Below are 13,319 nucleotides of genomic sequence, written 5' to 3'. Positions count from 1 at the left end.
TAGCGAGATATTTGGACAATGGAGTTGCAGATCATGATTGTTGAGCAGCGTATTTCTGAAGTTTGTGTTGGTATGTATATTCTGGATATTACTTCCCCGAAAGGAAAATTTCACCTGGCTAAGGCCGGCTGGATCGAAAATGAAAATATCCTTAAGGGGTTTAGAAGTAAAGGTGTAAAACGTGTTCTTATTGATACCAGTAAACAAAGGGCACCAACTAAACCTGGTTTATTACCCGCAGAGAAAAGCAGAATTTTTTTCCAGGAAGAAGTGGTTAAAGCAAGGCATGTTTTTGATGAATCTAAAGATATCCAGAAAAAATTATTTCATGATGCCCAGAACGGCTGTCCTTTAGATCTGGCACCGGTGAGTGAAATCACTGATGAGTCTATGGCTCTTATCTTTGATAACCCTAATGCGCTTGCCTGCGTGCTTAATATTCGCCGCAAAAATGAATATTTACTGGAGCATTCCGTAGCAGTGTCGGTGCTGGTCACTATTTTTGCTTTTTTTATGAAGTTAGAAAAAGAGATTGTCAGGCAGCTGGCTATTGGTGCTTTTCTGCATGATGTCGGTAAAGTGAAAACACCCGCTAAAATACTAAATAAAGAGGGCAGATTAACGGATAATGAGTTTGCAGTAATGAAGCAGCACGTTGTCCATTCTATTGATATTATTAAAACAACGCAGGGGATCAGTGAACTGAGTTTAGAGACTGCAGCCCTGCATCATGAAAAACTTAATGGTATCGGTTATCCCTACGGTGTTAAAGAGGAGCAGATTTCAGTTTACGGCCGGATGATATCGATCTGTGATATTTTTGATGCGCTCTCATCAAGTCGTTGTTATAAGCAGGGGTATTCTCAAGTTAAAGCGTTCAGTATTTTACGCGCCTTAGCTGAAAATCATCAGCTGGATGCAGGTTTAGTGGATACATTTATCCGCTGTATGGGGGTTTACCCGGTAGGAGCACTGGTGCAGCTGACTTCAAATAGATTAGCGATTGTTGAATTTCTTAACCGTAAAGATCCTATTCGTCCCTGGGTGAAACCGTTTTACTGCCTGCAGCCGAAGCATTTTGAAATTGCACAGGGGATCGATTTAGCCGCCGCCAAAGATGAACAGATAGTGAAGTGTGTCAGAGCCGATGATTTTGATTTAGATATGCAGACGATTATGGAGTTTTTAGCTCATGAGGGATAGTTCTTTTGGGTAAAGCAGCGTCCAATGCCGCTTTGCTTAAGTATTTACACTTAGCTTATATTTAGAAACGAACTTCCATACCTGCCAGGTAAGCAAATTTCGAGTCCTGCAGATCAGAATGACCTGCCTCGACGTACACTATAACGTTGCTGTGCAGCTGTTGAGTTACATTGGCGTAGACGGCGTAAGTTTTATCATCAATACCGTTTTCTTGTGGATTCCAGTAAGTGTAACCCAGTACAAAGGTCGTTTTATTCATAATATATGAACCGGCTAGAGCGGCCGTATCCACTTCAATTTTGAGCGCAGGGTCACTGGAAGCCTGGTAGTCAACCTGGCCGAATGAAGCAGCAAATGCAAAATCATTAAACGTATATTCTACTTCTGCGTTGTATCCGTCAATATCAACATTCATGCCGCCGTTGAAAATATCAAATTTATTCGAATGAACATTGTCACCCGAGTAAAAATAAACACGTGCATCTAAGTCGTTGAAACGGGCACCAATACGGCCGTCATAAATGGTGGTCTGATTTTCTGTGGTAGATTTTCCATCGCTCTCTAAAAGAGCGGCTGCTCCTAAATAGAAGCGGCCGTTATCGAATACATATTTAGCAACTTGATCGCCGTTATCCTGTACAAAATCAATACCTTCACCGGCAAGTTCGTAATCTTTAGCAATACCGGAATCATCGGCAAATAAGTTCTGGCGTCCAAAAGTAAGCGTACCGAAATCACCGCCTAAACCTACCCATAATTCATCACTGGTAACATCGCCTGATTCCATTTCAAATGCGATACCTGCTACGGCATTGATCTTTTCAGAGACTGCAATTGTTGTATTAAGTGAAAGATCACCGTCATCTAGACGAAAATGTGCTTCACTGTCCGGTGCATATTCCTGGATGTATTGAATTTCAGCTGCACCGGCAAAGTCGACTTTAACAGCCTCTGTTTCATAAACAGTGATGCCGGCATTTGCTGTGCCAGATGCACTGATAACGGCTAGTGCTAGAAGAGTTTTTTTCATTATATTTGTTGCCTTTCTTAGTTATAAGGAGTGCTTATCTGCATCTCCCTGTTTGTGGTTATAATAGAGCTCTTATTTTGAGCTTCTTTTTTACAGCCCTGATTACCCTTCTGTCTCAAACAGCAGAGTGAACAGGAAATGAGTTATTGATAGAATTTGTTCTGACGGTGTTTGAATTTGATTCATTAAATAACGAGCTGAATACCCTGATGTCTTTCTTATTTAACATCCTGATATTCAACATCACTTACCTAAAATTTTAAGCGAGGTGACTTAACTGATCGTAAAACTGGTCGGAAATATCAATTTTCTGTAGTCATAAAAATAGGCTGCACTATCTCTTTATGGCTACGGGACGCTTTGTACCATCTTAACTATCATTGTGAAAACCATCTTTACACTATCTTTACACTTCTCTTGTTTTTCCTTTATTTTGAGCCGCTTGTTTACATTTTTCTGCATATAAAAATGTGCAGAACATGCTCGGCAGCACAGTATTATATTTCTATTATGTTAGCGCCTGCTTATCGTGTAGAAGGGAGGAAATAAGTCCTCCCTGGGTATTTGCTTTGCTGCTACTTGAAACTTATATTGGCAATTACAGGTAAATGGTCCGATGCATATATGCCGTCTTTTATGACATTCTTATATGCAAAGGTATTTACATTCAGCTGATCGTTTACAAAAATGTAGTCAATATCTTCAGTGGGTTCTTTGCCGTAACCATGGTAGGTATAGTCATGCTTATCAATGCTTTTAAATGGTGTCTGTGTGACAGTTCTTGCATCGTCGAACAGATCGGTCAGCGCTTTATAGGAAGCAGTGTCGCTTCTTTCAAAATTCAGATCGCCTAAAACAATCACCGCATCAGAGCCGCTGCCGATAATCTCTTCTGCTTTTTTACTTAATAAACGTGCACTTTCCTGGCGTGCTGTTTTACCGATATGATCAAAATGAGCATTAAAGACCAGTACCCGTTTACCTGTCTCTTTTTCTTCTAATCTTACCCAGCTGGTAATGCGCGGCAGTTCTGCATCCCAGCCGATACTTGCTACAACTCCCGGGGTTTCTGAAAGCCAGAACGTGCCTCCGCCCAGTTTTACGTATTTATCCGTTCGGTAAAAAATAGGCACCGCTTCGCCTTTTGTATTGCCGTCGTCACGGGCAACACCAACCCAGCCGTAATCAGGTAAATTCTGAGCAAGATAAATAAGCTGATCGTTAAAGGGCTCCTGCAGACCTGCAATATCAATCTGCTGCTTTTCAAAAATAGAGACAACAATTTCTTTGCGGTTTTCCCAGGTGTTTTTTCCATCGTAACTGCTGCCTGCCACACTGTCCTTGCTGTTTCGAACGTTAAAGCTCATAACATTAAAATCCGCCGCAAATGACGGGGCTGCCAGTGCGAATAATAAGAGTGCTGCTGTTTTTTTCATTTTCTAATACCTTTTAAAGTTATGTATAGAGGCCTGTTTAGGCCCCGGTTAATTTAAAATCATCTGTATTATTTAAGGTCTTTGATCGTTCCTTTATTTAGATCCAGTGTGAAATGATCACTTGGATTGCCGTTGGAAAATTTAGTTAAAATACCGAACAAGCCGCCGAAACGCTGTTTGAAGACAGTGCCGAACGGGCTGTCGGCATTAATCGGTTCTGAGTTAAGGTGCTGTGCAAGAGTTTCTGCCAGCAGGCTGTACTGCGGGATTCTGCCGCGCTGTACATCTTTAAATGCCAGTTCATCAGCGTTGCGCAGACGGTAGAAGTCCACTGCCAGATCAAAGCCGTTCCAGTCTGCAAATTCCTGCAGATTTAGATTAGATTCAGCTGCCAGGGCGGCTGCTTTTTCGGATGCCTGCCGCCATGCTTTGTTAAAGGCCGGATCCGGGATCTGCTCTGGTGCAAAGCTTCTGCTTTGCTCCTGGCAAATCTCTATTGCCTGAAATCCTTTGGTGAGGGCTGTAACCTGCTCCTGACTGATCGGGCTTTGCAGCTGACTAAGGATAAGCATCTGTCTGCCGTCTAAACTGAACAACATCTGTTTTAAATCGCAAGGCCACTCCTCGGGAAGAAAGCGCATACGAGTCAGTTCGGTAATATGCCAGTTGGTAAATTCATAGTAGTTATGCGCGCTCAGTATCTCTTTGTTCCACAGCTTGTCCGAACCTGACGCTTTGAGATGTTTCCACTCCTGCTGATAGTGTTCAAACAGTTCATCAAAACGAGGCACTTCATCCAGTATTACGGTTTCTACTTCAACCTGCTTAGCTTCTTTAAAGGTCAGCAGTTTGTAAGCGGGCACATAGGCCGCCATTGACGGAGCCTGAATATTGAATAGAAAACTGCCGTCTTCATAGCGTTTAACACCGGTATCATTAAAGTGCATATGGCCGCCGACATGCAGTTTGATACCGGTTTGGGCTAATGCTCTGCTGACATCCTCCTTAGGAGATCTGGCCATCTGGAAGTTGCCGGGACCAAAGATATCTTCGATGCTTTCAGCCGCGCCGTTATAAAACTCAGTCATCGGGAAATGGCTGAAGGCAACCAGTGTTTTATTCTGCTGTTCAGCGCGCTTAACTATCTCTTTCATCCATTCAATAACATGCTTTTTATGGGTAAGCATTTTGTTATAACCGGCATCACCGGAACCGGCGAAATTAGCGGCAGCCTGCGGCTGACTAAGATCCGCATCGGCTTGGGGAATATAAACGTTGGCGTCAATGGCCAGCAGCCAGAGCCCGTCAACTGGCTCGACCAGATAGCTGGTATCCGGCACAGAGGTGCAGGCCGAATAACCTTGCTGTTTGTATTCACCACCCGTCCCCTGATGACAAATTTCATATTGACGCTGTGTATAAGATGCTTGTTTACTGGCGGTTTCAAAACTGTAGTTTTTTTCACTGTAACTGGAATAAGGCGTTTCCCAGTAGACATAGTCCGGCTGCGGGTAAAAACCAAAGTCTCCCAGTTCGTCCATCAATCCTTTATAACCTAACTCGCGGATCTCTTCGCTGCAGATGGTCGGCAGTTCATGCCCGGCATCGATTACTGCAGAGTCACCTTGATATCCCTGACATTCTTCAGCGCCGCGGCTGAAGATACGCTGAGTTTTACCTTCCTGACCTAAAAAGTCTGGTTTACCGCTAGCGCGCCCAAAGGGACGAACCGGATCATGGTTACCGGGAGCCGCAAAAAACTGAATGCCGTGTTCTCTGCTGTAGGAGTCGAGAATTTTCTGTAATCCCCGGGCATTAACAGACTGCCCGTCATCGCTGAAATCACCAGGTAAAGAGACATATTTTACGCCGCGTTTAACCACATCATCGAGTGCTGCAATTAAGGTGAAATAGTTTTCATTAAACAGACGAGTAGAGGTCAGCTGCGCGTACATACTGCGGATCGTTGCATACTCTCCGCTCTTACTATTTTTAATGCCCTGATAGCTGCCGTCTTCAAACTGACCGTATACATCATGAAAGTGTATATCGGGCATAAAGGCGACTTTGACTTGTTCTGCCGCTGTTACTGAGCTGAACAGGAGCAGAGAAGCTAAACTGCTTGTGGTTAATTGATTCATTTTTCATTTCCTTAGGGAACTGTTGTTAATTAACAAGGGATGGTTGTGAATAGAGATGGTGTCTGTTGAATTTTTTTGTCTGCTGAAAGGCGCAGCTAAGCAGGCTGTTATTAAATGCACAAGGTGATACAAATATTTTATGAAGCGAGACTGACGGCCGGGATAAATAATTAATAAAGTTATGTGAAAACAGGTGGTTAACTGTGAAATAAGATTGAGAGTAATTGTCTGTAAAGAGAGGGTAAAACGGGAAGCTGCTTTGAGGAAAATGGTTTGAAAAGAGAAAGTTAAACAGGAGATAAGGTAGAAAGAAAATGCTGGTTCTCCGGCATTTCTGTAGCAGCTGAGCATCTGGCTTGATGCTGAATCGTTACCGATATGAGTCAGCAGTGCATGTTTAACGCAGCGCAGTTTAACAACACTGTTATGAGTTTCCTGTGCATTTAGATTACCTGAATGCGCCCGGCAGCGCTTAGCTGTAAAGCATTGTTCACTGACTCGTGACCATAACTCACTCCACTGCAAGGAGATATCATAGATCTCTTTTTCGTTGTCTGGTTCTGAGGCGTGGTTATTCAGATCTGCTTCCTGGGGTAAAAATAAAAAAAGGATATTTTTAAAAAACACAGCGGCAAGAGGAACTAAAATATCAGTCCCCCGTGTCACTTTGCTTTTTAAAAAATTTAATCTTTTTATCATTTTTACTGCCCGTTATTAGTAAATTCCTAATTATCATAACAGTAATTTTTTAAATACATCTTAGACTCTCATCACATATTAAAATAAGTCTCTGAAATTTATTTTTACGAGTTTAAGAGAGAAGTTGTCACTAAAATATTTTTTAGCAATCAACTTTACGCTCTTTTATGATCCGCCTGTACTGTTTTTATCTGTCTGTTTTAATCCACAGACAGCAAGGCTCTGCTGTCGATTTACAGACCTTTTTGTGCTCTGCAAGAATAAAAAAATAATGTCTTTTGGGCTGTTTATGGAAAATGACTGTGCAGAATTTGTGCGTTTCTTCACAAATTATTACTCTTTTATTTTGTACCATGCCCGCACTTTTCGACAGGGATAATATTCGATGAACAATTTTCTTAACGCTGCAGTTATTTTTAGCAAAGGTATTTTTATATCTTTGCTAAGCAGTGTTGTGGAATTTTTTATTCTTCGTAAAAGTAACCATCTGACAGAAAGCTGCACAATGACGGACAGTGAAACAGATCTGCAGTCCGAGCAGTGGTCTGCACTCTGGTCCAGCGCTGCATCTCTACTTTCCTGCTCCAACAGACGATATGCCCTGAACAGTGATTCTATTTTGAAACAAAAAGCGCAGAATGCTTTTTATGTGAATCTGCAGCAGCAGACGATCAGCGGCCTGTCTTTTATTGTAAGCGTTTGTTTTATCAATATTATTAAAATTTGTCAGTACAGCATTCTTGAAAAAAGTGCTCTTATTTTCAAGACTATAGCCACACCAGGAAAACACAGCCGCCCCCAAGCCGCTGTGTTTTTTTTCGCCTGTAGAAAAATGAAGGAGGCGCCTATGTAGATCATATCTTCTGAGCATTTTAACCCGGCAGATTATCAGTCTGCGCACAATATCTGCGTGAACAGACACTATTAAAAATATAACTTTGGAATCTTATTTATGAAATTTTTTAAACTATCTATTACAGTCGCCGCTATGGCCGTTTCATTCTCAGCCGTCGCCGGTATTAATATTATCGATAATGAAAAGGGCAGTTTTTCTATCGGCGGGGATGTTGAGTTTGATTTGAATTATGAAGAAAAAAGTGATGCATCATCCGGTGAAGACGATTCGCATTTTGATCAGACCGGCCGTATTCTTCTTGAATTTGCCGGTGAGCGTAAAACCGAATCCGGTCACTATTTAAAATTTAAAGCTGAGCCGTTAATGGATACTTCCGGTGAAGTTGAACTCGATGATTCGTGGTTTTCTTTTGGAATGAAAGACAGCTGGGAACTGCGTTTAGGGCGTTTTGAGGCATATGATATGTTCCCGGTCGGTCAGGATACCTTCCTGGAATATTCAGGAGATACAGCCAATGATCTTTATACGGATAATGCCGGTTATATGTATCAGCTGAAAGAGGGGCGCGGCCGTGGAGGGCAGGCTGGGCAGGTAATGTATAACCATACATTTGGTAATTTATATACTGAAGTTTCCACCATGGTTGGCGACCGCAGCGAGTTATTTGCAGATACTTATCACGGTAAAGTGCTTGAAGCTTCAAGTGATTCTATTATTGTCCGTCCTGTTGTTGCTTATCAGATGAATAATTTCCGCCTGGCCGCTGCAATGGAAGCCAATTTAGTTAAAGATGCAGTTATATTTGCAGACGGCAGTGACGGCGATGTCGGTAACCGTATCGGTTATGGTCTAACAGCCAACTACACAAAAAATGATCTTTCAGTTGATGTAAATGCCGCTTACCTTGATGCACTTAATGAAACAGATTCCACTCTGGCTATGAATGTTTTATGGAAAGGCTTCGGGCTTGGATATATTTACGGTGTAAATGATTTTGATGCGGCTTCCGGCTGGCATGACGGTAAAGTTGAAGTTCAGACTGTATACAGCTCCTATGAGTTTGCTGATATTTTTGATGTAAATGATTTTTCAATCTATCTGGGTATTTATCATACCAACCTTACTGATAAAGGAGTTTCGCTTGCCAGTAATTTTGCTGAAGGGGATGATTTTGGCGGACGTGTTCGTTTTAAATACTTTTTCTAAACCATTATTCAATTATTTATAACAGCAATAAATCGTGAATTTAATCACATATTTTAATAGTTTTATTTTGTATTATGCCGGCACTTTACGAGAGAGATTATATCCAATGAAACATTTTCTTAACGCAGTATTTATTTTTAGCAGAGGTATTTTTATATCTTTGCTAAGCTGCGTTGTGGATTTTTTTATTGTGCAGAAAAGTAATCAGTTTAGTGAAGCCTGCAGCATAAAGCATAATGAAACAACTCAGCCGGCAGAATCTGTTTCTGAGCAATGGTCTGCAATGTGGTCCTGCGCTTCTTTGTTATTAACCCGTAAAAATAAGCAGCGGGAAAGTCTGGGAGTTTCTCTTTCTACGCAGAATGCTTCTTGTATCTCTAAGTTTATCCAGCAGACGTTAACGACATTATCTTTTATTGTCACAGTTTGTTTTATTACTATTATGAAAATCTGCCAGTATTCAGTTCTTGAAGACGCGGCTTTTTCTGTAAATAAAATTATTACCCCGATTAAACACAGCTTCCTGCCAGTCGCTGTGTTTTTTTTTACATTAAACAAAATCATGAAAACACAGCTCCCGACAAGGCGCTGTGTTTTTTTTTACAGTAAATTAAATTAAGGAAACATCTATGTTTATCGTATGTATTGCAGCTTGTCCTACTGGCGTCGCACACACTTTTATGGCGGCAGAAGCACTGGAAGTTAAAGGTAAGGCACTCGGCCTGGAAGTTAAGGTTGAAACACAGGGCAGTATGGGGGCTGATAATATTATTACAGCTGAAGATCTGGCCCGTGCAGATGCCGCCATTCTGGCCGCAGATGTTGCTGTTAACGATCTGGAGCGTTTTGCTGATATCCCTAAAATTGAATGCAGCGTAGCAGATCCTATTAAACACGGAGATGCATTATTTGAGGCTCTCATTAAGGAGTTTAACTGATGAGTAAATTTAAAAGTGAAAAAAAATCCGTCGGCATTGAATTAAAAAATGCCATTATGACCGGTGTCTCCTACATGCTCCCGTTTATTATTGCCGGGGCAGTACTGATGGGCATCGCCCGTATCGGTGCCTCTATGTACGGAATCGATAATATCTGGGACGCAGCTCATAGCGAGTCGGCAAATATGTTTGTGCGTCTTTTCCATGATTTTGACGGTTTCGGCGGCCTGGCTTTATCATTTATGCTGCCGGTTGTGGCCGCTTATATCGCTTTTGCAATCGCTAACCGTCCGGCGCTTGCGCCGGGTATGATCGGCGGCCTATTAGCTTCTAATCTCGGTACGGGGTTCCTTGGTGCACTGGTTGCAGGTTTATTAGCGGGTTATATTGTTAAGTATCTGGCGGCCAAAATTAAACTGCCGCAGGCGCTGGCTTCAGCCGGACCTATCTTCCTGATACCCGTCGGCGGCACGCTGCTGGTCTGTGTCATTATGATGTATATCGTTGGTGCACCGCTTTCCAGTTTAAACAGCGGATTAGAAAACTGGCTGCTGGCGATGAGCGGAACTAATAAAATTGTGCTGGCGGCAGTTATCGGCGGCATGGTTGGATTCGACCTTGGCGGTCCGGTTAATAAAGCGGCTGTTACTACGGCAATGGCGCTGCTGGCATCGGGTATTTACGATCCTAATACAGCGGCTCAGGTGGCAATTATTATCCCGCCGATTGGCCTGGGTATTGCTACTTTAATCTGGAAAAACCGTTTCCCTGAGTCACTTCAGGAAGCCGGCAAAGCCTCTACATTAATGGGTTTTATCGGTGTATCGGAAGGGGCAATCCCGTTTGCTATCGCCAACCCTAAAGTTATTTTAGTTAATGTAATCGGCTCAGCTGTCGGTGCCGCTATGGCTGTCGGCCTGGGGGCTGTGAATAAAGCGCCTATTTCAGGTTTTTACGGCTGGTTAGCTGTTGACGGCTGGTTTGTTTATGTCATCTCTATTGCGGTCGGTGCGGCCATTATTGCTGTGGGTTCATTACTGTTTTTCACCGGTGAAGCAATTAAGACTCCTGAAAAACCAGTAAGCGCAGCTCCAAAATTCGCGCTTAAACGCTAGTTCATATCACTGATACAGCCGTGCACTAACGGGCGGCTTTTTTCTCTTATTAATTTTTTTACTCATTAAATGGAGTGGGCTTCTGCTCATCTGCGATATATGAAAAATGTTCATCTAATTCAGCATACTCACTGGGATCGTGAGTGGTACTTTACCGAAAATGATTCCAAAGCATTACTTTATTACTTTATGGATGATCTGGCTTCGCGCCTTGAAAACGATCCGGCACTAGGGCCTTTTACGCTGGATGCACAGACGGTGGTACTGGATGACTACCTGGAAATCGCTCCGGAAAATAAACAGCGAATTACTAAATTAATTCAGGAAGGGCGCATTCTAATTGGTCCCTGGTACAGTCAGACAGATTTTCTGGTGGTGAGCGCAGAGTCAATGACACGCAATCTGCTGCTGGGTATTAATGACGCTGAAAAATTCGGGCCGGTGATGAATATTGGTTATGTGCCCGATTCATTCGGACAGATGGAACAGCTTCCTATGCTGCTGAATGAGTTCGATATTGATCGGGCGGTTATCTGGCGCGGCTGGTCTGAACATGAAGTAAGTACAACTGAATTTAACTGGCAGAGTGAAAACGGCAGCAGTGTCACTGCCGCAGTTCTGCCCTGGGGTTACGGATGTGCCAAATGGCTGCCGACGGAGCCGCTTGAAGCGCTGCCGGTTATGCTGGAAAAGGCGCGTAAGCAGAGTGAATTTGCCGCATCCGAGTGCATTATGCTGCCCAACGGCAACGACCAGTCACCCTTTGAATATCAGGTGCCGGGCATGCTGGATAAGATAAATGCGGGGCAGAAGGAGTTTAACTTTATAAACAGCAGCTTTGAGCAGTTTTTTGATGAACTGCAGGAAAACAGTAATCACCTGCCGCTGTTTAAAGGTGAATTATTATCGCCTAAATATATGAGAATTCACCGTGGTATTTTCTCAACGCGTATGGATATCAAACTGTTAAATGCTGAATTTGAGAAAACAGTGAGCCGTTATTTAGAGCCGCTGCTGACTTTAAATATGTTTAACGGCCTGCCGTACCCGCAGAATGCAGTAAATAATATCTGGCGTGAAGCGATGAAAAGCCATGCCCATGACAGTATCGGCTGCTGTAACTCAGACCGTGTTAACAGCATGGTGGCAAACCGCCTGCAGTCCGGTATTGAAGTAGCGCAGCAGCTTATTGAACTTAATTTTAAAAAGTTATGCGACGGTATTAAAGCTGTTCAGGACGGCACTAAAATCATTATCTTCAACAGCATTCCTAAAAAACGCGACAGTTTTGTCGAGTTTGTTATCTATACGCCGCAAGCCTCATTTTCACTGAGTGATGCTGCTGGTGAACCTGTCCGCTACCAGATTACTGCTGAATCTAAGCAGGATATGTCGACCATTATTCAGGAACTGTCTAATGAGACCACCACAACCTGGTATCGAAAATTAACCATACAGGCAGATGTTAAAGATATTCCTGCATACGGTTATAAGACAATATATCTCAATGAAAACCTGCCGGCTGCCGGAAATGTACAGCCTGTGGAAGTTAATGAGCATGAAATCAGTAATGAATGGCTGCAGCTTAAACTGAATGATGATGCTTCAATTACTTTAACAGACAAGCGCTCAGGCATTATTTACAGCAATGTTTTTGAATTAGTCGACGGCTCTGATGAGGGTGATAACTATAACTTCTCACCACTGCAGAAAGACTGTTTAGTCAGCAGTATCGGTCAGCCGGTCAGCTGCCGCACCTTTAAAGGGGAATTAAGCAGTACATTAAAACTAAGCCACACACTTTGCGTGCCTAAAAACATCAGCGAGCGCCGTACGGGTAAATGCACAACACAGCTGCTGGTTGAACTGGAGCTGACCATTGCCGCAGACAAACCCTTTGTTAATGCTAAGGTAATTGTGCATAACAATATCGAAGATCACCGTATTCAGCTGCTGTTCCCGACGCAGGTAAGCCGCACTTCTCATTGTGCAGATCAGCCTTTTGGTCTGATTTCGCGGGAAAACCGTCCGGCGGCCATGGATCTCTGGGAGCAGGAAAAGTGGACCGAAGCGCCGGTGGCTTTATACCCGATGCAGAGCACTGTGATTATGAATGATCAGAGAAACGGACTGGCGGTTGTTGCTGATGGTATTCGCGAGTATCAGATCCACGAAGAAAAGCAGGACTGCATTGCGGTCACTCTGCTGCGCAGTGTCGGCTGGCTGGGCCAGGCTGATCTGACTTATCGTCCGGGGCGTGCATCAGGCATGGTACTTCCCTCTCCTGATTCGCAGATTCAAGGCAGTCACGAGTTCGAACTGACATTAATTCCGCAGCATAACGGCAGTGATAAAACCTTCTGGAAATTAACCGAAGAGCTGAAAACGGAGCCGCTTGTTTATGTCGGTACTGACTGGTCAAGATTCCGCATGAACAAATATGCCGCCTCCTATGCAGATGAAGTCAGTCTGTTTGAGTGGGACACTGAGCTGCATTTCAGCACCATCAAAAAAGCGGAAAATTCAGATGACATGATTATCCGCGCCTATAACCCGTCATTTAACACCCTGGAAACGGGAACATTTACCAGCAGCAGTTCCGTCTGCCGCGTCAATTTAGCGGAAAGCAGACAAGATAATTCAGGCACTAAGGTGCTTCCATGTACACCTGTTACTTTAAAAGTTGAGAAATAAT

General features: G+C 43.2%; 11 protein-coding genes. 7 read left to right on the top strand and 4 right to left on the bottom strand.

Going from position 1 to position 13,319, the window contains the following annotated elements; genetic code table 11:
• Positions 1-33: 33 nt before the first annotated feature.
• The gene (locus G337_RS0104005) at positions 34-1,203 is read left to right on the top strand and encodes a cyclic di-GMP phosphodiesterase (RefSeq protein WP_028862729.1); all 1,170 of its coding nucleotides are present in this window, start codon (positions 34-36) and stop codon (positions 1,201-1,203) included.
• A 61-nt stretch (positions 1,204-1,264) separates the two neighbouring features.
• Here G337_RS0104005 and G337_RS0104000 read toward each other — a convergent pair whose 3' ends face one another.
• The 4 genes from G337_RS0104000 to G337_RS0103980 all read right to left on the bottom strand — a co-directional run bounded on the left by G337_RS0104000 (position 1,265) and on the right by G337_RS0103980 (position 6,509).
• Positions 1,265-2,233, bottom strand: coding sequence for a porin (locus tag G337_RS0104000; RefSeq protein WP_028862728.1), 969 nt, complete (start codon positions 2,231-2,233; stop codon positions 1,265-1,267).
• A 575-nt stretch (positions 2,234-2,808) separates the two neighbouring features.
• A complete protein-coding gene (locus G337_RS0103990) occupies positions 2,809-3,669 on the bottom strand; it encodes an endonuclease/exonuclease/phosphatase family protein (protein ID WP_028862727.1) in 861 nt (286 codons plus the stop codon).
• Between the two features lie 68 nt (positions 3,670-3,737).
• Positions 3,738-5,810: a metallophosphoesterase family protein gene (locus tag G337_RS0103985; RefSeq protein WP_028862726.1), complete on the bottom strand. Its 2,073-nt coding sequence runs from the start codon at positions 5,808-5,810 to the stop codon at positions 3,738-3,740.
• A 3-nt stretch (positions 5,811-5,813) separates the two neighbouring features.
• Positions 5,814-6,509 (bottom strand): hypothetical protein, encoded by a 696-nt coding sequence (locus G337_RS0103980; protein WP_028862725.1) that lies wholly within the window; start codon positions 6,507-6,509, stop codon positions 5,814-5,816.
• Positions 6,510-6,894: 385 nt separating this feature from the next.
• On the opposite strand from G337_RS0103980, the gene G337_RS0103975 reads away from it, so the two are divergent.
• The 6 genes from G337_RS0103975 to G337_RS0103950 all read left to right on the top strand — a co-directional run bounded on the left by G337_RS0103975 (position 6,895) and on the right by G337_RS0103950 (position 13,318).
• Entirely contained in the window at positions 6,895-7,362 is a 468-nt protein-coding gene (locus G337_RS0103975) for a hypothetical protein (protein ID WP_028862724.1), read from the top strand.
• 99 nt (positions 7,363-7,461) lie between these two features.
• Positions 7,462-8,571: a carbohydrate porin gene (locus G337_RS0103970; protein WP_028862723.1), complete on the top strand. Its 1,110-nt coding sequence runs from the start codon at positions 7,462-7,464 to the stop codon at positions 8,569-8,571.
• 190 nt (positions 8,572-8,761) lie between these two features.
• Positions 8,762-9,190: a hypothetical protein gene (locus G337_RS0103965; RefSeq protein ID WP_157619207.1), complete on the top strand. Its 429-nt coding sequence runs from the start codon at positions 8,762-8,764 to the stop codon at positions 9,188-9,190.
• A 10-nt stretch (positions 9,191-9,200) separates the two neighbouring features.
• Entirely contained in the window at positions 9,201-9,509 is a 309-nt protein-coding gene (locus tag G337_RS0103960; RefSeq protein WP_028862721.1) for a PTS fructose transporter subunit IIB, read from the top strand.
• Positions 9,509-10,624: a PTS fructose transporter subunit IIC gene (locus G337_RS0103955; protein ID WP_028862720.1), complete on the top strand. Its 1,116-nt coding sequence runs from the start codon at positions 9,509-9,511 to the stop codon at positions 10,622-10,624. The genes G337_RS0103960 and G337_RS0103955 overlap by 1 nt, the downstream gene beginning before the upstream one ends.
• Before the next feature lie 99 nt (positions 10,625-10,723).
• A complete protein-coding gene (locus G337_RS0103950; protein ID WP_028862719.1) occupies positions 10,724-13,318 on the top strand; it encodes a glycoside hydrolase family 38 N-terminal domain-containing protein in 2,595 nt (864 codons plus the stop codon).
• The last annotated feature ends 1 nt before the right edge of the window (position 13,319 follow it).

It is taken from the genome of Psychromonas aquimarina ATCC BAA-1526 (assembly GCF_000428725.1).
GTDB classification, from domain to species: Bacteria; Pseudomonadota; Gammaproteobacteria; order Enterobacterales; family Psychromonadaceae; genus Psychromonas; species Psychromonas aquimarina.
Note: the sequence above shows the minus strand (reverse complement) of the source record. Positions and strands in the feature narration are given on the sequence as shown.